General features: G+C 38.3%; 18 protein-coding genes. All 18 read right to left on the bottom strand.

Going from position 1 to position 21,914, the window contains the following annotated elements:
* Entirely contained in the window at positions 1-1,464 is a 1,464-nt protein-coding gene (gatA, locus tag AM499_RS20375; protein WP_053591909.1) for an Asp-tRNA(Asn)/Glu-tRNA(Gln) amidotransferase subunit GatA, read from the bottom strand.
* A gap of 21 nt (positions 1,465-1,485) precedes the next feature.
* Positions 1,486-1,776, bottom strand: coding sequence for an Asp-tRNA(Asn)/Glu-tRNA(Gln) amidotransferase subunit GatC (gene gatC, locus AM499_RS20370; RefSeq protein ID WP_053591908.1), 291 nt, complete (start codon positions 1,774-1,776; stop codon positions 1,486-1,488).
* A 76-nt stretch (positions 1,777-1,852) separates the two neighbouring features.
* Complete coding sequence (locus AM499_RS20365; RefSeq protein ID WP_053591907.1) at positions 1,853-2,989, bottom strand: CamS family sex pheromone protein; 1,137 nt, start codon at positions 2,987-2,989, stop codon at positions 1,853-1,855.
* A 12-nt stretch (positions 2,990-3,001) separates the two neighbouring features.
* Positions 3,002-5,005: an NAD-dependent DNA ligase LigA gene (ligA, locus tag AM499_RS20360; protein WP_053591906.1), complete on the bottom strand. Its 2,004-nt coding sequence runs from the start codon at positions 5,003-5,005 to the stop codon at positions 3,002-3,004.
* A 22-nt stretch (positions 5,006-5,027) separates the two neighbouring features.
* Entirely contained in the window at positions 5,028-7,259 is a 2,232-nt protein-coding gene (pcrA, locus tag AM499_RS20355) for a DNA helicase PcrA (protein WP_053591905.1), read from the bottom strand.
* A gap of 68 nt (positions 7,260-7,327) precedes the next feature.
* Complete coding sequence (locus tag AM499_RS20350) at positions 7,328-8,008, bottom strand: heptaprenylglyceryl phosphate synthase (protein ID WP_053591904.1); 681 nt, start codon at positions 8,006-8,008, stop codon at positions 7,328-7,330.
* A gap of 238 nt (positions 8,009-8,246) precedes the next feature.
* Positions 8,247-8,579, bottom strand: a complete 333-nt coding sequence (locus tag AM499_RS20345; RefSeq protein WP_053591903.1) for a YerC/YecD family TrpR-related protein — start codon at positions 8,577-8,579, stop codon at positions 8,247-8,249.
* Positions 8,580-8,610: 31 nt separating this feature from the next.
* Positions 8,611-9,666: a DUF3048 domain-containing protein gene (locus AM499_RS20340; protein WP_053591902.1), complete on the bottom strand. Its 1,056-nt coding sequence runs from the start codon at positions 9,664-9,666 to the stop codon at positions 8,611-8,613.
* A gap of 10 nt (positions 9,667-9,676) precedes the next feature.
* On the bottom strand, positions 9,677-11,407 hold the full coding sequence (locus AM499_RS20335) for an adenine deaminase C-terminal domain-containing protein (RefSeq protein WP_053592313.1): 1,731 nt from the start codon (positions 11,405-11,407) through the stop codon (positions 9,677-9,679).
* Between the two features lie 686 nt (positions 11,408-12,093).
* Positions 12,094-13,353: a phosphoribosylamine--glycine ligase gene (gene purD / locus AM499_RS20330; protein WP_053591901.1), complete on the bottom strand. Its 1,260-nt coding sequence runs from the start codon at positions 13,351-13,353 to the stop codon at positions 12,094-12,096.
* Positions 13,354-13,369: 16 nt separating this feature from the next.
* On the bottom strand, positions 13,370-14,905 hold the full coding sequence (gene purH, locus AM499_RS20325; protein ID WP_053591900.1) for a bifunctional phosphoribosylaminoimidazolecarboxamide formyltransferase/IMP cyclohydrolase: 1,536 nt from the start codon (positions 14,903-14,905) through the stop codon (positions 13,370-13,372).
* Positions 14,906-14,943: 38 nt separating this feature from the next.
* Complete coding sequence (gene purN, locus AM499_RS20320; RefSeq protein ID WP_053591899.1) at positions 14,944-15,516, bottom strand: phosphoribosylglycinamide formyltransferase; 573 nt, start codon at positions 15,514-15,516, stop codon at positions 14,944-14,946.
* Positions 15,516-16,571: a phosphoribosylformylglycinamidine cyclo-ligase gene (gene purM / locus AM499_RS20315; RefSeq protein ID WP_053591898.1), complete on the bottom strand. Its 1,056-nt coding sequence runs from the start codon at positions 16,569-16,571 to the stop codon at positions 15,516-15,518. The genes purN and purM overlap by 1 nt, the downstream gene beginning before the upstream one ends.
* Before the next feature lie 11 nt (positions 16,572-16,582).
* A complete protein-coding gene (purF, locus tag AM499_RS20310) occupies positions 16,583-18,004 on the bottom strand; it encodes an amidophosphoribosyltransferase (RefSeq protein ID WP_053591897.1) in 1,422 nt (473 codons plus the stop codon).
* Positions 17,980-20,211, bottom strand: a complete 2,232-nt coding sequence (gene purL, locus AM499_RS20305) for a phosphoribosylformylglycinamidine synthase subunit PurL (protein ID WP_053591896.1) — start codon at positions 20,209-20,211, stop codon at positions 17,980-17,982. Before purL ends, purF begins: the two co-directional genes overlap by 25 nt.
* A complete protein-coding gene (gene purQ / locus AM499_RS20300) occupies positions 20,195-20,881 on the bottom strand; it encodes a phosphoribosylformylglycinamidine synthase subunit PurQ (protein ID WP_053591895.1) in 687 nt (228 codons plus the stop codon). The genes purL and purQ overlap by 17 nt, the downstream gene beginning before the upstream one ends.
* Positions 20,878-21,132, bottom strand: a complete 255-nt coding sequence (purS, locus tag AM499_RS20295; protein ID WP_053591894.1) for a phosphoribosylformylglycinamidine synthase subunit PurS — start codon at positions 21,130-21,132, stop codon at positions 20,878-20,880. Before purS ends, purQ begins: the two co-directional genes overlap by 4 nt.
* On the bottom strand, positions 21,129-21,845 hold the full coding sequence (gene purC, locus AM499_RS20290) for a phosphoribosylaminoimidazolesuccinocarboxamide synthase (RefSeq protein ID WP_053591893.1): 717 nt from the start codon (positions 21,843-21,845) through the stop codon (positions 21,129-21,131). Before purC ends, purS begins: the two co-directional genes overlap by 4 nt.
* Positions 21,846-21,914: the final 69 nt, after the last annotated feature.

Raw genomic sequence — 21,914 nt, 5'->3', positions numbered from 1 at the left:
TTATTTTCCCTCCCAAATTTGAGGAGTTTGTTTATGGAAATCAGTCGCTTGCTCGTAAGCATGAGCTACGCGATAAATTGTCGACTCATCAAAGTAATTACCGATAATTTGTAAGCCCAGTGGTAGTCCATTTTCAAATCCACATGGAATAGAAATAGCAGGTACACCTGCAAGGTTAATCGGAATAGTTAAGATATCATTTGCATACATCGTTAATGGATCTTCAACCTTCTCACCAATTTTAAAAGCGGCTGTTGGAGCAGTAGGTCCGATAATAACATCATAATCTGCTAATACTTTATCGTAATCTTCTTTGATTAATGTACGAACTTGTTGCGCTTTTTTGTAATAAGCATCGTAAGTTCCTGCGCTTAACGAATAAGTTCCAAGCATTATACGACGTTTTACTTCATCCCCAAATCCTTGAGCTCTAGTTTCTTTGTAAAGCTCCATTAAGTTTTGTACATTCTCTGCACGGAAACCATAACGAATACCATCGAAACGAGAAAGGTTAGATGATGCTTCTGATGAAGAAAGAATATAGTATGTTGCTAAAGCGTATTTAGAATGTGGCAATGATACCTCTTCCCAAGTTGCGCCAAGAGATTCGAGTACTTTCAATGCTTCTAGAACGGATTGACGAGCTGCTTCTCCAACGCCTTCTCCTAAATATTCTTTCGGAACAGCAATACGAAGACCTTTAATATCGCCTGTTAATGCTGCAGCAAAATTTGGTACTTCAACGTCCGCAGAAGTAGAATCATTAGAATCAATCCCTGAAATCGCCTCTAGAAGAAGTGCGTTATCTTCCACATTACGAGTGATTGGTCCAATTTGGTCTAGAGAAGATGCGAATGCAACTAATCCAAATCGAGAAACACGACCATAAGTTGGTTTCATCCCGACAACACCACAATAAGCGGCTGGTTGACGAATAGAACCGCCTGTGTCAGAACCTAATGAGAAAGGAACTTCTCCTGCTGCGACTGCTGCTGCAGATGCACCTGAAGAACCACCAGGAACTCGGTCTAATGCCCATGGGTTTTTCGTTGTTTTATATGCAGAGTTTTCATTTGAAGAACCCATTGCAAATTCATCCATATTTAACTTTCCGATTGTAACCATTCCTGCTGCTCGTAGCTTTTTCACAACAGTTGCATCGTAAATAGGATTAAATCCTTGTAGGATTTTACTTGCGCAAGTTGTTTCTAATCCTTCCGTTACGATGTTGTCTTTTACTCCGATAGGTAAACCAAATAATGGTCCACGTTCTTCGAAAGGAATTTGGTCTAATTCTGTAGCTTTTGCTAATGCTTTTTCTTCATCTAATGCTAGGAAAGCTTCTACACTTCCATCTAACTTTGCAACTCTTTCATAAGCTTCTTTAGTTAGATCATTGATCGTGATTTCTTTGTTATGTAATAGAGCTTGTAGTTCTTTCGATGAACGTTCAAATAACGTCATTAGTTTCCCTCCTCACACTTCTTAATCCATTATGGATGGTACTTTTACTTGACCTGCTTCTTGTTCTTTTACGTTTAACATCATCGTTTCTCTGTCTAATCCCTTATTAGCTTTGTCTTCACGCATAACATTAACTAGGGGTAAAACATGAGAAGTTGGTTTTACATTCGTTGTATCCAACTCTTTTAATTGTTCAGCAAAATCCGTAATTGCACCAAGTTGAAGAGCAAATTTTTCTGCTTCTTCTTCCGTTATTGCAAGTCGTGCCAAATGTGCTACATGCTTTACTTCTTCCTTTGAAATATTCGCCATTATTTACACCTCCGAATTCAATAACCATAAGCAATATCATATCATTTTTCACTCTAGTTGAACAGAGTGCTACTTTTTATTGTGTATATATATGCACAAACGGATCTTCCTCGCCCGGTTTCTTAATCAATAACGCTTCTGTTCTGTCTAAGGAATTGACTTGAACTTCTACATTCATCGAAGTATTAAAGTGAGTTTTCACCAATCCTGCAAGATGCTGTGTAAAACCAATTACTTCGGCAGTGCCATAAAACTGAATAGGAATGTTAATCGTTAATTTCTGCAGCTGATTGTCTTTAAAATATCCAGTCCCAATAATGCTTGTGTAGTTGGGGAAATACAACTCCACATCTTGTTTAAAGTTTCTGAAAATCGTATCTAAATCACGATATTTTTCTTTTGAATCTGCTGAAGGAAATAAAATATACTCCTCATTGACTTGCTGCCAATCGGAAACGTTTTTTCCACCAGGAGCTACGCTATAGGTGAAGTATGTTCCTGGAACAACAGCATTCTTACTACTTTGTTTGAATAAACCAACAACAATTGGAATATTTGCTAGAGCTTCATCTTTTCGCATACGGGAAACGACTTCTTCTGCAATTCGTTTTCCGTTTTCTTCAATAAGTGCCTGAGATAAAGGCTCCTCAAACCATGCTCCATAGTCCTCTTTTTGATAATAGTATATAGAATTTAAAGCTAGTCCGACTGATACGCCTGCAAGTTTTACCGTATTATCTTCTTTTTTTAAATAGTTTTGTTCGACAATATGCGTAATATAAACAGGAGCTTTTTTTGCTTTCTCTTCACCAGTCAAACCTTCACTACTTGGATTTAATCCGCCTTCTGCTTGATTAGTTCTAGCTAACCAATTTTCTAACGTCTTTGTGTCTAAGTATTGGCCTTCCTGAAATAAATACGTATCCGGAGAAAACTCATTTTGAGAAATTCGAAGAAGCCCATTTTCTACTTCTTTCATATCGTATTTAGTCGCAAGATTTGACACGACTAGCCCTCTACTCGCACTTTCCTCATAAGGCATCAAAGTTCGGTAGTAAGTTTCATCTAATTGTAAACTTGGAATAATAACTGTTTTTGTCGTTTCTTTCTCTGTGTCCTGAATTACTTCCGTTTCTTCATCCAACGAAGGAGTACACCCAGAAACTATAAGCAATAAAATTAGACTGGATATTCCTATTAATTTTTTTGCCATGTTCAAACTCCTTTACTTCGGTAAATTGTCTAGTAGTTTTTGTTCATCCCAGATTTCAATTCCTAAGCTTGTTGCTTTTTCAAGCTTTGATCCTGCATCTTCTCCTGCAATGACTAAGTCTGTTTTCTTACTAACACTACCTGCGACATTTCCACCTAAATCTTCAATTTTTTCTTTTGCTTCTTGCCTTGTTAATTGTGTAAGTTTTCCTGTTAGAACAACCGTTTTATTAGCAAATGGGCTATTTTCTATCGCAGCTGCATCCACAATTTTACCCGTATAATGTAGAGTGAGGCCTGCTTCTTTTAATCTTTCGATTAACAGTCTTACTTCCTCTTGTTCAAAATAAGTCACAAGTGAATCCGCCATTTTATCGCCAATTTCAAAAACTGCTGTTAACTCTTCTTTCGTTGCTCTCATCAATGCATCGAAGCTATGAAATGTTTCTGATAATATTTTTGCTGCTTTTTCTCCTATATGACGAATACCAAGTCCAAATAACACACGTTCCATTGAATTTGTTTTGGAAGTTTCAATTGCTTGCACTAAGTTAGTTGCAGATTTCAATCCCATGCGCTCCAAACCAACTAAATCCTCTACAGTAAGCTTGTATAAATCAGAAACGTCCACAATAAGCTGCTCTCTAAATAACTGCTCCACCACTTTTTCCCCAAGACCTTCAATATTCATGGCATTTCTAGATGCAAAATGATAGATCCCTTCTTGGATTTGAGCAGGACATTGAGGGTTCACACAACGTAGTGCAACTTCCTCTTCAATTCTAATTAATTCACTATCGCATACTGGACAATTTTTCGGCATTTCATACGGTATTTCTGTTCCATCTCGTTCCTCTGTAATTACGGATACTACTTCGGGAATAATATCTCCCGCCTTACGAATAATCACACGATCACCAATTCGTATGTCTTTTGCACGAATTAAATCTTCGTTGTGTAATGTTGCACGTTGAACAGTTGAACCTGCTACTTGAGCTGGTTCTAAAATAGCTGTTGGTGTAACAACTCCAGTACGGCCAACCGTTAAATCGATATTTATAATAGTCGTTAAGACTTCTTCAGCTGGAAACTTAAAAGCAATAGCAAAACGAGGACTTTTCGCTGTAAATCCTAGTTCCTCTTGTTGTGCATAGTCATTAACTTTTATTACGATACCATCAATCTCATACGGAATATCGTTTCTTTTAGCTGTCCATTCTTCAATAAATTGGAGTACTTCTTCAATAGAAGAACATTTTCTTGTTTCTTTATTTGTAGGTAGGCCTTGCTCTCTCATAAATTCTAATGCATCGGAATGTCGATCTATATTCTGATCTTCTCCGTCACCACCAAGTCCATATGCGAAGAAAGAGAGTTTTCTACTCGCTGCCATTTTAGGATCCAATTGACGAAGAGAACCGGCTGCAGCATTTCTTGGATTTGCTAATAATTCTTCTCCTTTAGCCGTCCTTTCTTCATTTAGTTTTCTAAATGAAGCTTTTGGCATGTAAGCTTCTCCTCTTGCTTCCATTGTAACTCGGTCTTTTAAGCGTAATGGAATAGCTCCGATTGTTTTTATATTACTTGTAATGTCTTCTCCAGTAGTCCCATCTCCACGAGTTGCCCCCCGCGTTAGAAGACCGTCTTCATATAAAAGTGATATAGCTAGTCCATCAATTTTCAACTCGCATACATACGCAGGTGTTTCATCAATAATACCACGGATTCTGCTATCAAAATCTCGGATATCCTCCTCATTAAATGCATTTGATAAGCTAAGCATCGGATTTGCATGCGTTACTTTTTTGAACCCCTCGATGATCGTTCCTCCCACACGTTGTGTAGGCGATTCCGGTAAAATGAGATCAGGGTTTTGCTCCTCTAATGCTATCAATTCATTTAAATACTGATCATAAACTGCATCTGGGACAATGGGGTCATCCAACACATAATAGGCGTAACCATAGTCATATAAAAGCTTATGCAGCTCTTTTACTCGTTGTTCTAATTTATCCATGGGCTTTCCTCCACTGAGTGAATTATCCTTTTTCTATAGGTGCAAATTTAGCTAACAATCGCTTAATACCAGTTGGGCTTGGAAAGGCAATATCAAGCTCTGTATTTTCACCTTCGCCACGAACACTAACAACCATACCTATGCCCCATTTTTTATGCACTGCTTTATCCCCAACTTGCCAGCCCAACTTTTCTCCACCTGTCGATTGATAAGCAGGTCTTGAAACTGCAGCCCGCTGTGTTGTTGGAGATATTGCTCTAGAATCTCTATGTTTATTCGTTCTTATATCTTTCGTCCATCCAACCACTTCAACTATGTCATCTGAGATTTCTGCTATAAAACGTGAAGGACTGTTGTAGCTACCACGACCAAAAATAGTACGTGATTGAGCGCAAGTAATAAATAATCTTTCCTCTGCTCTTGTAATTCCAACATATGCTAAACGACGTTCCTCTTCCATTTCATCATCGTCACCAATAGAACGAGAGTGTGGAAAAATATTCTCTTCCATACCAATGATGAAAACTACCGGGAATTCGAGCCCTTTGGCTGCATGCATCGTCATTAGAATAATATTCCCTTTGGAAGCGTCTTCCTCTTCGTCCAACTTATCAATATCTGAAATAAGTGCTAAATCAGTTAGAAAAGCAACAAGCGATTTATCGTCACTTTTTTCTTCAAAGGCTTTCGTAACAGATAAAAACTCTTCAATATTTTCTAATCGACTCTCTGCTTCAATGGTTTTTTCATTTTTTAGCATTTGACGATATCCAGTTTTCTCAAGTACCTGCTCCACTATTTCGGTTACAGATAAGAATTCCTGCATTTGTGTAAAGTTTTGAATCAGTCCGTGGAATTGAACGACGGAATTTACAGCACGAGCAGGTAATCCCATGAAATCGACTTCATTCAGTGCATCTAAAATTGAACGATCTTGTTCTAGTGCATACATCACGATACGTTCAAAAGAAGTTGCACCAATATTCCTCTTTGGTTCATTAATAATACGTGCAAGTGATAAATCATCGTCATTATTGGCAATTAGACGAAGATACGCAAGTAGGTCCTTAATTTCTTTTCGATCATAGAACTTAGTTCCACCTACAATCGTATAGGCCATATTAGATTTAACGAGTACTTCCTCCATTACACGTGATTGTGCATTAGTACGATACAGAATAGCAAAATCATTTAATGTCCGATTTTCTTGCTGCATTAAATCTTGTATCTTTTGGACAACAAATTGCGCTTCCTGCTGCTCGTTATTTGCTCGAAACATTTCTATCTTTTCACCTTCGAGATTGTCAGTTCGTAGCACTTTAGGATATCTACTTGTGTTATTACCAATGACGTCATTTGCTGCTTGGAGGATTCTACCTGTCGAACGATAATTTTGCTCTAACATAATTACAGTCGCATTCGGATAATCTTTTTCAAAAGATAAAATATTTTGGATGTCTGCTCCACGCCAACGATAAATAGATTGATCGGAGTCACCTACTACACAAATATTTTTAAATTTTTGTGCAAGCATTTGAACTAATTCGTATTGGGCCTTGTTTGTATCTTGGTACTCGTCCACATGAATATATTGAAATTTACTTTGATAATACTCCAGTACTTCTGGAACACGCTTAAAGAGCGTTAATGTCGTCATGATTAAATCATCAAAATCCAAGGACTGGTTTTTTCTTAAACGCTTTTCATACCCTTTATAAACTTCCGCTACCGTTTTTTCGAATGGGTTAAATTCATTCATTTGTGCTTTAAACGTATCTGCATCTATACAAATATTTTTGGCGCTACTTATCGCATTTAGCATCGAACGTGGATCATACTTTTTAGAATCAATATTTTGTTCCTTTAAAATATTTTTAATAACCGTTAACTGATCGGTTGTATCCAATATTGAAAAGCTTTTAGAATAGCCAATTCTATCAATATTTCTTCGTAAAATACGTACACACATAGAGTGGAACGTAGAGACCCACATACTTTCACCTGTACCTGCACCTAAAATACCATTTATACGCTCGCGCATTTCACGCGCTGCTTTATTCGTAAAGGTTATCGCAAGTATTTTCGATGGATAAACTTCCTTCTCCACGATTAAATAAGCAATACGATGTGTTAAAACCCGTGTTTTACCGGATCCCGCTCCTGCCATAATGAGGAGTGGACCTTCTGTTGTTTTAACCGCTTTTTCTTGTTCTTTATTCATACCATTCAACAAGTTTTTTGCTATCAGTTCCATAATACACACTTCCTTAAAAGAACGTTTGTTCTTATTATTATACCGTTGAATAAGAAATTACTCAAATATCACTTAATAGCTTTTACAGTTCTCAAAGCTTCTGTTAAGTTTTCATAAACATGATTTCCTACAATGATTGCATCTGCATGCGCAGCCATTTCACGTGCTTGCTGTTCGTTTTGGATTCCTCCACCATAAAAAAGCTTTGTATGATCAAGACGAGATTTAACCTTCTTAACAATTTCCACGTCCCCATACATCCCGCTATATTCCATATAAAAAATAGGGAATTTAAAAAGATGCTCTACCATTTGGGCGTATGCTATAACATCATCATCAGTAGAAGGATGCTCAGCATGCGTCAGCTTAGCTGCTTTACAGTCAGGATTTAGAATACAATAACCCTCTGGAATAATTTCTTCCCAATTCATCACTTCTCCAAATTCCTTTGTGGCAGCATGATGTAAATCTTTTACCCATTTTGTATCTGTGCTATTTAAAATACTTGGAATAAAATAATAGTCAAAACCAGGAATTATCGACTCGATTGTTGATACTTCTAGCGCTACAGGTACCGCATAGCGCCGAATACGCATCAATAAATCTATAACGTTATCTAGTGTTACTCCATCCGAGCCACCAATCATAATCGCATCGGTTCCAGATTCACAGATCTTTTCTAACGCATCCGCACCAATTTCTTTTGCCGGATCCAATTTAAATATATGTCGCCACTCTTTATAATCCATTTCGTCACCTACATAAAATTTATATGAAATGCGTCAGACGCCGTTTAGCTACGCAATGTCGGTTACTGAGTAGGCAGTTCCACAAAAACCGAAGGAAACTGCATTTGACCTCGAGTAGCTGGTGTCTGAAGCTAGACAATACTGAATAGTAAAATCCACTCTTTCTCAAATCATTATAACAAAAAAACTGAACAGAGGCTTCTGTTCAGTAAATATCAGACTTTCTAGAAAATAGGTATCAATTGTCTACTTTGTCTCTTGGATTTTGAAAGGGCTGCTCATCTGGATACAAACGTCCAAGCATTTCATCATATGCTTCGTTTCCATAATCAAAGCAACGTCTCACACGTGAAATAGTTGCGGTACTTGCACCTGTTTCTTTTTTAATTGTTTCGTATGTTTTTTTCAATCTCAATAAATGGGCAACTTCAAATCGTTGTGCCAAAGATTGGATTTCACTTATTGTACATAGATCATCAAAAAATCGATAGCATTCTTCCATATCTTTTAACTCTAAAACCGCTTTAAATAACTGGTCTGTTTGATGTCCTTTTATTTTATCAATCTGCATATACTTTCATTCCCTTCACTTCAGTCTACTCTTAGGGTAAAAAATTCACCATATTTTCTAATCCGGGATTTGTTGGAACAAAACTTATCCATGACATTCCTTTTACAAGTTTTGCAGGAACCCCATTTTCCATTGGAACTAAAATTCCATCAACATTTTCCCATTCAATTTCTTTCATTATTCCTGCTTGGAAAAGATAAGCTCTTCCTCCATCATTTAAAGCCAAAGCTTGTCTTCCAGCATTATCAATCGTTTTATGTGGGATTTCCATGAATATTACATTCGATATTTTCACAGGTTCTTTTGTTTCTTTATCTGTTGTCAAATCTCCTGCTGATGTTCTTTCATAAATACCTTCTTCTTGTAAATACGTATATTGATTTTCAAAGCTTGCTCCATTACCGTAACGAATACTTATACTAGATACTGGATTACCAAGCTTTGCGCCTTCCTCTGAATCATAGAAAGATAGTTTAGGAATTTTGTGAAGCTCCATAGACGCACCTATTTTATCTGCACCCGCTACTATGTTGTCTTTTGTTATATAGGAGTTGTGTGGCGCTTTACGCTCCTTCGACCTTTTAAACAGTATACCATCATATTGCATTCCATTAATATTATCAACGACTCGTGCATTTAACATTTGTTGAGCGTCCGGACTATATCCGTGGGCTATGTAAAAGGCATCCAGCCCTTGAGCAATCGTTACAAAATAATCTCGTGCACTTCTTACAGGACCAATCATGTCAGGTATCTCACTTTGATAAAGTGCAAGAAATCTCGTGACATTCCCTTCAGCAAGCATTTCATAAACAATGTCTGCTTGAGCAATACCTGATTGAGGACGTGCAAGAGGATGATTATTCATAGTTACAAGTACTGCTCTTTGTTTTAATTCCACTTCGGATCCGACTCCAGTAAAAGGAGCAATATAAGGAAGTTCTTTCTCTTTGTCTTCTACTTCCTCTTCTGCTGCAACTGGTTCTTCCACTAGTTCTTTTATATCTTCTGTCATCTCTTCTTTATCTGAACAAGCAACTAATAAAAGAATACTTATTGCAAATATAAATCCCCTTTTTTTGAACACAGTAATCCCCCTACCTCATAACAGCTGGAAATAGTACTTGTTTTTTCATTACATCGAAAATTCCTCGTTGTGTAATTCGAACATAAGGCAAATGTGTGGATTGCAAAAATAGCAATGTATAAATGGCATCACCATGCTTAAAGCCTCTTGCTGCCAACTCTTTCTTTAAAAGAATCTCTTCTTCTATCAATTCTTCCATTGGTTTGTCAGACAACACTCCTCCAATTGGAAGTTTAAGAGAACAAATAACTTGATCGTCTTCTACAAGAACAATACCACCGTTCATTTTCTTCATTTCTTGAAAGGCCTTTAGCATACTTTTTTTATTTTTACCAATTAATATTATATCCCCGGTATTTGAATAAGAGGATGCAAATCCTTTTAATGATGTTGCAAATCCTTTGATTAGTGTCGTAACTTTCCATTTACCATTCCTGTCGATTAACATTAAAAAACTCTGATCATGTTTACTAGAGAGTTCGTTGTCTGTTGTATCAACTGATATAGAATATGGTTTTGTAATAACGTCGTTTACCATTTCAATTCCAAATGGCATGGAGAACTGAAAATCTGCATCTTTCAATTCAAAATTTAAATTCAAATCTGGCATATGAGACCAGTCTACTGGCGATAATCCATGCACTTTTTCTCCATCTCTTTTTAACCATACACCTTTGGATAAAACACTGATTGGCACTGGATTATTTTCATCTTTTAAAAAGTTTAATGTGGCAAATCTGCCAGTAGCAATTACGCCATGTAAGTTTGATAGATTGTAATATTTTGCAACATTAAATGATGCCATTAAATAAGCATCTACCGGTTTTACTCCTGCATCTAAAGCTACTTGAATACATTTGTCCATTACACCATCTAGATGAAACGAAGGCGTAGCTCCGTCAGTCGTCATCATTAAATGATCAAAAATCTGAAGATCCTTCTCTAAAATTCCTTTAAGAAGAATTGGTAAGTCAGGACGAATAGAAGAATGTCTTAAAGTCACAGCATACCCGTGGAGAATCCGTCTCTCTACTTCTTCTATGGTCATAGCCTCATGATCCCCATCGGCTCCAAGTAATCGCATTCTAGCAAGTGTACGTTCCGATGCACCTGGGAAATGCCCTTCAATTTTCATGCCATTTGTCTTTGCTTGCTGCATCCAATACAACATTTGATCATCACCAGATTGCAGTCTAGGCCATCCAGTCAACTCACCACCCATAATCACATCTGGACGGTCAATCCATTCACCGATTGATTTAGAAGTAAACAACTTTTCTTCACTCTCTAATTCAGTTTGTGAATCAAATCGTGCCCACCAATAAAATGCAAAAGGTAATTTGTTTAACTCATCCATGATTGAAAACGCTTTCTTGTTTTCAAGTGACAAAAAGAAGACCAAGTTATCCGCAATAAAAGTTGTTGTTCCAAGCTGTGCAGCATAATCTGCAAAAGAATGAGGCTGATAAAGTTGAAATGGATGTACGTGAGGTTCTATATATCCCGGTACAATTTTTTGACCATTCGCATCATATACTTCCGTGGTTTCCGTAACTAGTGGCATTTCATTACCAGTGTAGACGATTCGATCCTTCACGATCCAAATGTTTCCGGTAACCCATTTTTTTAAGTGGCTATGTAAATACGTTGCATTTTTTATAAGAATGTCAGGTGGCTTTGTTCCATTAACCACTTCTATCTGATGCCTGATCTCTTCAATTTTCCAAATTGGATATTGCATCGCATCCATTCTCCCTCCTGTAGTTTCGCTCATAAAAATAAATATAGCACATCACTTTAGTAAAGCAAAGTACCGAATTGTATTTTTAGTAAATTCTGAGAAAAAATATTTATTCTTAGAGTAGTTTAATAAAACAGTTAATTTATCTATTAAACGATTTCAGATCCACGGAAGTGCGCTTGCCGCACGCTACGCATGAGCCTCCGCAGGATGAGTCACTCCTATGTCGCTCCAACATCCTTTACGGGGTCTCATTCTTCGCTCTCCTGCGGCGTGTAAGGCGCACATCCTGAAGACATCCGATGATATAGTGCTTTTCTGTGAAAAAGTGAAAGCTATTTCTGTATTTCGTAACTATTTATTGTCGAACATTTAATAGAAACTACATTATCTTTATCAAGGGAATATACTGGCATTCGCGCCTTACCAGCCGCATGACGTGCCGTATGAGACAGATGGATGCGCTTGCGCATACAGCGGCTCATGCGGACGTGCGGCCAGCGCGAATGCATATAGCTGGTGATTATCTGATTAAGTCTATGACTAGCGCACTTGCGGCTTGTAAGGCGCATTCCTAGAAATAACTATTGGACAAAGCAATAGTTACCCCTTCCATATCAATAATAAAATTTAACAAGCCCAAAATAAAAACAGGATAACTCCAAATACGGAGTTATCCCATCAAATTAAAGAAAAGTTCGCCAACCTATATCTTTTCTGAAAAATAGACCATCCCATTGTAAAGTAGATAGACCCTCGTATACTTTTTCTTGTGCCTCTTTTAAAGTAGTTTCACTTGCAGCAACTAAAATAACTCGACCACCATTGGCAATAAATCCATCATCACTAGCTTTTGTACCTGCATGGAAAACATGTAGCCCTAATTCTTGTAGGGATTGAAGATTAGGAAGCTCAGCGCCTTTTTTCACGTCTCCTGGGTAACCTTCTGAAGCAATGACTACGCCCAACATGGATTCCTTCGACCACTTTAGTTCATACGGTTTCTCATCCATCAATGCTGTCATGAATTCACCAAAGTCACTTACCATTCGAGGAAGGACTACCTGTGTTTCTGGGTCTCCAAAACGTGCATTAAACTCGATAACCTTTGGACCGTCGCTCGTTAAAATAAGTCCTGCATATAAAATACCAGTAAAAGATATTCCCTCTTTAGTCATTGCCTGTACGGTCGGAACAACGATTGCTTCGTATGCTGCATCGACAATTGTTGAAGAAATCTGTGGAACAGGTGAATATGCGCCCATACCACCAGTGTTTGGACCCTTATCTCCGTCATAAGCTCGTTTATGGTCTTGTGCAATTACCATTGGATAAATTTGACCGTTATGCACGAATGACATGAAAGAAAACTCTTCCCCGTCCAAGAATTCTTCAATTACAACGCGAGAAGACGATTCTCCAAATAATTGATTGCCAATCATATCTTCCACCGCATTGTTTGCTTCTTCCACCGTCATGGCAACTACTACCCCTTTACCTGCAGCAAGTCCGTCTGCTTTTACGACGATAGGAGCTCCTAGCTTTTCAATATACGCTTTCGCTTTATCTACTTCTGTAAAGGTTTCGTACTCGGCTGTTGGGATATCATATTTTTGCATAATCTCTTTTGCAAATGCTTTACTGCCTTCTAGTTGTGCAGCAGCCTTTGTTGGTCCAAAAATACGTAAGCCCTCTGCTTGAAAAAAGTCCACGATCCCACCCGCAAGTGGTTGCTCTGGTCCAACAAATGTTAAATCGATTTTATTTTCTTTTGCGAAAGTTGTAAGCTCATCAAAAGCCATAACATCAATTGGTACAATTGTTGCGTCTTCTAACATACCAGCGTTACCTGGAGCCACAAAAACTTTGTTTACAGAAGGGGAATCATTGAACTGCTTTGCAATAGCATGCTCACGGCCACCACTACCAATTACGAGTATATTCATATGAGAAGTGCCTCCCTTAATGTTTAAAATGACGAACGCCAGTGAATACCATTGCGATTCCGTATTCATTTGCTTTATCAATTGAATCTTGGTCTTTAACAGAACCACCTGTTTGAATAATCGCAGTAATACCAGCCTTTGCAGCTACTTCTACTGTATCGTTCATCGGGAAGAATGCATCTGATGCAAGTCCTGCTCCTTTTGCTCGTTCACCTGCTTGCTCCAGCGCAATCTTTGCTGAACCCACACGATTCATCTGACCTGCACCGACTCCGATTGTCATATCTTCAGTAGAAACAACAATTGCATTAGACTTAACGTGTTTCACTACGCTCCATCCAAGTTCTAATGCTTTCCATTCTTCTGGTGTTGGTTCGCGGTCTGTAACAACTTTCACATCCGCGTCTTTTAATCCAAATGTATCAGGAGATTGAACTAATAATCCACCTTCCACAGATACGGTATTCCATGCATCTTTTTTTGTTTGCTCATAAGAAATAGTTAACAGGCGAATGTTTTTCTTTGCAGTTAACATAGCGATAGCTTCTTCTGAAAATGAAGGAGCAATAATGATTTCCAAGAAAATTCCTGCCAAAACCTTTGCAGTTGCTGCATCTACTTCACGGTTTAATGCAACAATTCCACCGAAAATAGAAGTTGAATCTGCTTCGTATGCTTTATTAAAAGCTTCTGATATCGTATTACCAGTTCCAACACCACAAGGATTCATATGTTTTACTGCAACTGCAGCTGGAATTTCGAATTCTTTTACGATTTGAATAGCAGCGTTTGCATCTTGAATATTGTTGTAGGATAACTCTTTCCCATGTAATTGAGTTGCAGAGGCAATAGAGAAATCAGATCCAAGTGGACGTTTATAAAATGCTGCTTTTTGATGAGGATTTTCACCGTAGCGTAAAGCCTGCTTACGTTCATATGTTAATGTTAGTAATTCAGGAAATTCTTCGCCAGTTAAATCCGTCATATAACTAGCAATTAAAGCGTCGTATGCTGCTGTATGGCGGAAAACTTTTGCAGCTAATCGGCGACGTGTTTCTAAAGTAGTTTCTCCAGTTTCTTTTAATTGACCTAATACTTCCTCATAGTCAGATGTATCTGTAACTACTGTTACGTATTGATGGTTTTTGGCAGCAGAACGTAGCATCGATGGGCCACCAATATCAATATTTTCAATAGCATCTTCAAATGCTACATCTGGTTTAGAAATTGTTTCGCGAAAAGGATATAAGTTCACACAAACTACTTGAATAGGAGTTATTTTATGTTCTTCTAGTTGTGCCTGATGAGAAGGGTCATCATGTTTTGCTAACAATCCACCGTGAATCATAGGATTCAATGTTTTTACTCGACCATCCAAAATCTCTGGAAAATTTGTTACTTGGTCTACTGATGTAATCGCAACACCATTTTGTTCTAAAAATGATTTTGTTCCACCAGTTGATAAAATTTCATATCCAAGCTGTTCCAACTCTTTTGCAAATTCGAGAATCCCTGATTTATCTGAAACACTAATTAACGCACGTTTTGCCACAATGCTTCCTCCTCTTGTAGTTAGAAAAGCCGGTATAATCACCGGCTCCATAGTTTTTGTAAAGTCTTCGTATACAATTCATGCTCCACAGCATGGATTCGTTCTTCTGTTTTCTCTCTATCTCCATCCACTACTTCGACAGCTTGCTGAGCTAATATTGGTCCTGTATCCATTCCTGCATCCACATAGTGAACTGTTACACCTGTTACCTTGACCCCGTGATCAATTGCTTGACCGATTGCATCTTTTCCTGGAAAAGCAGGAAGTAACGAAGGATGGATATTAATGATTCGATTAGGGTACGCTTCGAGCAACACATTCCCAATCAAGCGCATATAGCCAGCAAGTACGATCCACTCCACTTCAAGTTCCTGAAGCTTCTTTAGAATTTCTTGTTCGTATGCATCCTTAGAGGAAAAACTTGTTTGTTTAATAGCAAGTGTTTCGACACCTGCTTTTTTCGCCCGTTCTTCTACAAATGCACCCGGTTTATCTGTGACAACCAATACTGCATTAGCAGCTAATCTTCCAGCTTTTACTGCATCGTAAATAGCTTGGAAATTACTTCCACTCCCAGATGCAAATATTGCAAACTTCGGTTTTTCCACCATTAAACTAAACTCCCGTCATGCGCTCCAGTGAATATAACACCTTCACCTTTTACAACACGACCGATTGTATATGCCTTTTCTCCATGGGCTTCTGCAATAGCGATTGCCTTATCCGCTTCCTCAGCTGAAAGGGATAGTACAAAACCAATTCCCATATTAAAAACGTTATATAAATCGCGATCAACAAGCGATCCTTTTTCTTTTAAAAATTGAAACACAGGAAGCACTTCCCATGAACCCAAATCAATTTCAACTGCCATTCCATCTGGCATCATACGAGGTAGGTTTTCATAAAAGCCACCCCCCGTTACATGTGCCATCCCGTGAATAGAAAGTTCCTGATGCATTTCCATAACTGGCTTTGCGTAAATTTTAGTTGGCGTTAGAAGAGCTTTACCTATTTCGCCAAGTTCTTCATAGCCTTCCACAATCGTTTTTGGAGTAAAGCCTTGCTCTTCAAATGCAATTTTACGAACTAGGGAATATCCATTAGAATGGACGCCGCTTGAAGCAATACCTACTAAAACGTCCCCTTCTGCAATATTCTCACCGGTAACAATTTTTGATTTTTCACAGGCACCAACAGCAAATCCAGCTAAGTCATACTCATCTTCTTCGTATAAACCTGGCATTTCCGCTGTTTCTCCACCAATCAATGCTGCTCCTGACTGAACACAGCCATCCGCAACACCTTTTACGATTTGCTCAATACGAGCAGGTACAGCTTTGCCAACTGCAACGTAGTCAAGGAAGAATAACGGCTCTGCACCTTGCGCTACAATATCATTCACACACATCGCTACACAGTCTACACCGATTGTATCGTGGGAATCCGTCATAAATGCAAGCTTCAGCTTCGTTCCAACACCATCTGTACCTGAAATTAATACAGGCTCTTTATAATTTAATGAAGACAAGTCAAACATTCCGCCGAAACCACCGAAAGTACCCATAATTCCTTTTCTTGCTGTACGTTCGACATGTGACTTCATTCGTTGAACTGCTTCATAGCCAGCTTCAATATTCACGCCTGCTTTTTCATATGCTTTTGACACGTCATATCCTCCTATCGAACAAGCTCTTTTTCATGTGGTAGTTTCGTATCTGCGAAAATATCTGTTGGGTATTCACCTGTAAAACAAGCTAAACAGTGACCACAATTTTTCTCGCCTTCTGGTCTACCTATTGCTTCAACCATTCCTTCTACAGACAAGAATGTTAAAGAATCAGCACCAATCAACTTACATATATCATCAACGCTATTATTAGAAGCGATAAGCTCCGAATCTGTACTAATATCAATTCCATAAAAACATGGATTTTTTAGTGGAGGAGAACTAATAACTACATGTACTTCCAGTGCACCTGCATCTTTTAACATATTTACAATACGTCTTGATGTAGTTCCTCTTACGATTGAATCGTCTACCATAATTACACGTTTACCTTTTACAACTTGGCGCACTGGGGAAAGCTTCATCTTCACTCCACGTTCCCGTAAATCTTGTGAAGGTTGGATAAAAGTTCTTCCAACATATCTGTTTTTAATAAGACCAAGTTCGTATGGTATGCCAGTTGCTTCTGAAAAACCGATTGCTGCAGAAATACTAGAGTCTGGTACCCCAGTCACTACGTCCGCTTCAATTTGAATTTCCTTTGCTAGTTGTTTTCCAAGGCGCTTTCTTGCCATATGAATATTAATCCCATCGATATCCGAATCAGGACGAGAAAAATATACATATTCCATCGTGCAAATTGCTCGATCTTTTTTCTCTACATAACGCTCAGAACGACAACCATCATTATTGATAATTAATAACTCACCTGGATTAATAGAACGAACTAATTCTGCTCCAATTAAATCAAAGGCACTTGTTTCAGATGCAACTACCCATGCACCATCCAATTGACCTAAAGAAAGTGGTCGCATTCCTTGTGGATCTTGCGCAACTATCATACCGTCCTCAGTTAAAATGATAAAAGCAAACGCACCTTCAAGTAATCTTAAAGCTTGCTTAGCTTTTTCTTCAAACGATGGAAGATTACTCTTTTTCAATAAGTGTGCAAGTACTTCTGTATCAGATGTTGTTTGAAAAATACTACCTTGACGTTCTAAGCTTCGTTTTAAACGGGTAGCATTCACAATATTACCGTTATGAGCGATTGCTAGACTTCCAGTCGTAGAATTGAAGAGTAATGGTTGGACATTTTCGATTCCAGAGCCACCTGCAGTTGCATAACGTACATGCGCAATTGCAGCGTGACCTTCTAGCTTTTCTAATTTTCCATTATTAAATACATCATTAACCAAGCCTTCACCCTTCACAGCACGTAAATGTTCTCCGTCTGTGACAACAATTCCAGCACCTTCTTGTCCTCTGTGTTGCAGTGCATGTAATCCATAATAGCTCAAGGCAGCTGGGTTAGGATGTCCCCAAATCCCGAATACACCACATTCTTCATTTAAGCCTCTGAGTTCAGCAAGCATGGTATTGCTCCTTTCCAAGCGGAACGGAATTCGTCAACAGAACCGCTAATCCATTCAGTTCCGTCTTCGTTAGTTATGATGATTTTATTAGAATCTGTGACAGTACCAATTTGAACTGCATCTTGTAAGATTTCTTCAAACTTTGCAGCATTTTCAGGTTTTACAGTTACTAAGAAACGTGATTGAGACTCACTGAATAACGCTGTCGTTGCAGAACCAGTTAGTGTTACTTCTACTCCAAGGGATTTCGCACCAAATGCTTTTTCTGCTAAAGCTACCGCAAGTCCACCTTCTGAAATATCATGCGCAGACTGCACGATTCCAGCTTTGATAGCGGAAAGAAGTGCCTTTTGACGTGCTGCTTCTACTTCTAAGTCAATTGTTGGCGCTTGCCCAAAAATACGCTTTTCTACTAATTTTTGAAGCTCTGATCCACCAAATTCTGTTTTCGTCTCCCCAATCACATAGACAATATCTCCAGCAGCTTTCACTGATTGAGTTGTCACATGTGCTAAGTCTTCTACTAGTCCAACAAGACCAATAGTTGGCGTTGGGTAAACAGCTGTTCCACTACGCTCGTTATACATGGAAACATTTCCGCCGATAACAGGTGAATCTAAAGCAATACAAGCCTCTGAAATACCATCTGCTGATTTTTCTAATTGCCAGAAGATTTCAGGGTTTTCTGGATTACCAAAGTTTAAGCAGTCTGTAATTGCAAGTGGTTTGGCTCCTGAACATACAACATTACGCGCAGCTTCTGCTACAGCAATTTTTCCACCTACAACTGGATCTAAATAGATATATCTAGAGTTACAGTCTGTTGTCATTGCTAAGCCCTTATTTGTACCACGGACACGAACAACTGCTGCATCTGAACCAGGTGTAACTACTGTACTTGTACGAACTTGGTAATCATATTGATCGTAAACCCATTCTTTTGAAGCAATAGTAGGTTGTTGAAGTAAGTTTAGTAAAGTTTCTTTATAATCCGAAACAACCGGTTCAACATTAGCCATTGCTTGGAATTCAGTAAAATAAGCAGGAACTGCTGAAGGTTTGTGATATACTGGTGCTTCTTCTGCAAGTGCATCTGCAGGAACATTAGCTACTACTTCTCCGTTATGAATCAAACGAAGCATTTTGTCGTTAGTAACTTTACCTACCGCAACACAGTCTAAATCATATTTTTCGAAAATCTTAACGATCTCATCTTCGCGACCTTTTTTTACAACTATTAACATACGTTCTTGAGATTCTGAAAGCATCATTTCATAAGCAGTCATCCCAGTTTCACGTTGTGGTACGAAGTCTAAGTTCATCTCTACACCAAAACCAGCTTTTGAAGCCATTTCTGCAGAGGATGAAGTTAAGCCCGCAGCACCCATATCTTGTATACCGATTAAAGCATCCGATTTAATTACTTCTAAACAAGCTTCTAACAAAAGCTTCTCCATGAATGGATCTCCAACTTGGACAGCTGGACGCTTTTCTTCTGAAGCTTCTGTTAATTCTTCAGATGCGAATGTCGCACCATGGATTCCGTCACGACCAGTTTTTGCACCAGCGTACATTACTGTGTTACCTTCACCTGCAGCAATACCTTTTTGAATGTCTTCATGGTTTATTAAACCTACGCACATTGCGTTAACAAGAGGATTTCCTTCATAACAGTCATCAAACTGAATTTCTCCACCAACTGTTGGAATACCGATACAGTTACCGTAACCTGCAATACCAGCTACAACTTCTTCAAACAAATATTTTACTCGTGGAGTTTTTAATTCTCCGAAACGAAGAGAATTTAACATTGCAATTGGACGAGCACCCATAGAGAATACATCACGGATTATCCCACCAACACCAGTCGCTGCACCTTGATAAGGCTCAATTGCAGATGGATGATTATGAGACTCCATTTTGAATACCACTGCTTGGCCGTCACCAATATCAACAATACCAGCACCTTCGCCTGGTCCTTGTAATACTTGAGGACCTTTCGTAGGAAACTTACGTAATACTGGTTTAGAATTTTTATACGAGCAATGCTCCGACCACATAACAGAAAATAAACCAGTCTCTGTATAGTTTGGTAGACGTCCTAAAATCTTTTCTACCATTTCAAATTCTTCGTCCGACATCCCCATTTGAGCATATAGTTTTTGTTCTTTAATTTGCGTTGGATTTGGTTCAAGCATGACTGACATGAGTTTCCCTCCACTGTTTCACAATTGATTTGAATAAAGCTAGACCGTCTGAACCGCCCATAATATCATTTGCAGCACGTTCTGGATGAGGCATCATTCCAAGGACATTTCCTCTTTCATTCACAATACCTGCGATATCTTCCAAACTACCATTTGGGTTTTCAGAAGCATATGTGAAAACGATTTGATTGTTTTCTTTTAATGTAGCAAGCGTATCTTCGTCACAATAATAGTTTCCTTCACCGTGTGCGATTGGAATTTGAATTATTTCGTCTTTTTTATATGCAGAAGTAAATTGTGTTTCATTATTTATCACTTTTAAATCTACTGTACGACACATGAATTTAAGATTTTTATTACGAAGTAGTGCTCCTGGCAGAAGACCAGCTTCCGTTAATACTTGGAATCCGTTACAGATACCTAGAACAGGCTTACCAGCTTCCGCTGCTTTCACAACTTCTGACATTACATTAGAAAAGCGAGAAATGGCACCACAACGTAAGTAGTCACCGTACGAAAAGCCTCCAGGTAATAAAATACCGTCGAATCCGCTTAAATCTTTCTCATCATGCCAAACGTATTCTACTTCTTCCCCAAGTTCGTCTTTAATCGCGTGATACATATCTAAATCACAGTTCGATCCTGGAAAAACGATTACTGCGAACTTCATTTGCTTACAGCCTCCTCAACATCGTAACGATAGTCTTCGATTACTGTATTTGTAAGAAGTTTTTCACACATTTCTCTAACGATAGCATCTAAATCACGATCACTCTCTTCGATTTGAAGCTCCAAATACTTCCCAATGCGTACATCTTTCACTTCATTGTAATCCATAGAATGAAGAGCACCCATTACAGCAGAACCTTGTGGATCTAAAACACTTTCACGTAATGTTACATACACTTTAACTTTTTTCATTTTGATAATCCTCCTAGGCGGGAAAGTATTATTTCATAAACTTCTGTTAAGCTTCCTAAATTACGTCTAAAAACATCTTTGTCTAGTTTATTGTTCGTTTCTGCATCCCAGAGTCTACAAGTATCGGGAGAGATCTCATCTGCAAGTAAAATTTCACCTTGTGCAGTTTTACCGAATTCCAGTTTAAAATCTATTAAAGTAACGCCGATCTCTTTAAAGATTGGTTGAAGTACTTGATTGATTTCCAGTGCTTTTGCTTTGATCGTTTCTACTTCTTCAGGTGTTGCTAGTGCAAGCAATTCAATATGTGCATCTGTCAACAAAGGATCTCCTAAAGCGTCATCTTTGTAGTAAAACTCTACAATAGTATGCTTTAGAGGAATGCCTTCTTCCATACCTAAGCGTTTAGCGAGACTCCCCGCTGCTACATTTCGTACAACTACTTCGAGTGGAATGATTTCTACTTTTCTTACAAGTTGCTCATTCTCTGAAATTTGCTCAACAAAGTGAGATTCTATTCCTCGATTTTTCAACTCTTCAAATAGAATAGTAGTGATTTTATTATTTAAAATCCCTTTGCCTTCTATTTCTTCTTTTTTCTCACCGTTAAAAGCTGTAGCACTATTCTTATAAGAAACAAACAGGATGTTTTCATCTTCTGTTGCAAATAATTGTTTTGCTTTTCCCTCGTATAATAGACGACCTTTTTCCACTGTAAATCCCTCCGATGAAGTGAAACTTCAATCAGCAGGGGTTTTCCCCCTACCGATTGCAAGTTGTAC

The organism is Bacillus sp. FJAT-22090 (assembly GCF_001278755.1).
Lineage (GTDB): Bacteria > Bacillota > Bacilli > Bacillales_A > Planococcaceae > Psychrobacillus.
Note: the sequence above shows the minus strand (reverse complement) of the source record. Positions and strands in the feature narration are given on the sequence as shown.

Bases quoted from the DNA above. Each gene is read 5' to 3' on its own strand.
- gatA (WP_053591909.1), bottom strand. From the start codon at position 1,464: ATGACGTTATTTGAACGTTCATCGAAAGAACTACAAGCTCTATTACAT.
- gatC (WP_053591908.1), bottom strand. From the start codon at position 1,776: ATGGCGAATATTTCAAAGGAAGAAGTAAAGCATGTAGCACATTTGGCA.
- AM499_RS20365 (WP_053591907.1), bottom strand. From the start codon at position 2,989: ATGGCAAAAAAATTAATAGGAATATCCAGTCTAATTTTATTGCTTATA.
- ligA (WP_053591906.1), bottom strand. From the start codon at position 5,005: ATGGATAAATTAGAACAACGAGTAAAAGAGCTGCATAAGCTTTTATAT.
- pcrA (WP_053591905.1), bottom strand. From the start codon at position 7,259: ATGGAACTGATAGCAAAAAACTTGTTGAATGGTATGAATAAAGAACAA.
- AM499_RS20350 (WP_053591904.1), bottom strand. From the start codon at position 8,008: ATGGATTATAAAGAGTGGCGACATATATTTAAATTGGATCCGGCAAAA.
- AM499_RS20345 (WP_053591903.1), bottom strand. From the start codon at position 8,579: ATGCAGATTGATAAAATAAAAGGACATCAAACAGACCAGTTATTTAAA.
- AM499_RS20335 (WP_053592313.1), bottom strand. From the start codon at position 11,407: ATGCAATATCCAATTTGGAAAATTGAAGAGATCAGGCATCAGATAGAA.
- purD (WP_053591901.1), bottom strand. From the start codon at position 13,353: ATGAATATACTCGTAATTGGTAGTGGTGGCCGTGAGCATGCTATTGCA.
- purN (WP_053591899.1), bottom strand. From the start codon at position 15,516: ATGGTGGAAAAACCGAAGTTTGCAATATTTGCATCTGGGAGTGGAAGT.
- purF (WP_053591897.1), bottom strand. From the start codon at position 18,004: ATGCTTGCTGAACTCAGAGGCTTAAATGAAGAATGTGGTGTATTCGGG.
- purL (WP_053591896.1), bottom strand. From the start codon at position 20,211: ATGTCAGTCATGCTTGAACCAAATCCAACGCAAATTAAAGAACAAAAA.
- purQ (WP_053591895.1), bottom strand. From the start codon at position 20,881: ATGAAGTTCGCAGTAATCGTTTTTCCAGGATCGAACTGTGATTTAGAT.
- purS (WP_053591894.1), bottom strand. From the start codon at position 21,132: ATGAAAAAAGTTAAAGTGTATGTAACATTACGTGAAAGTGTTTTAGAT.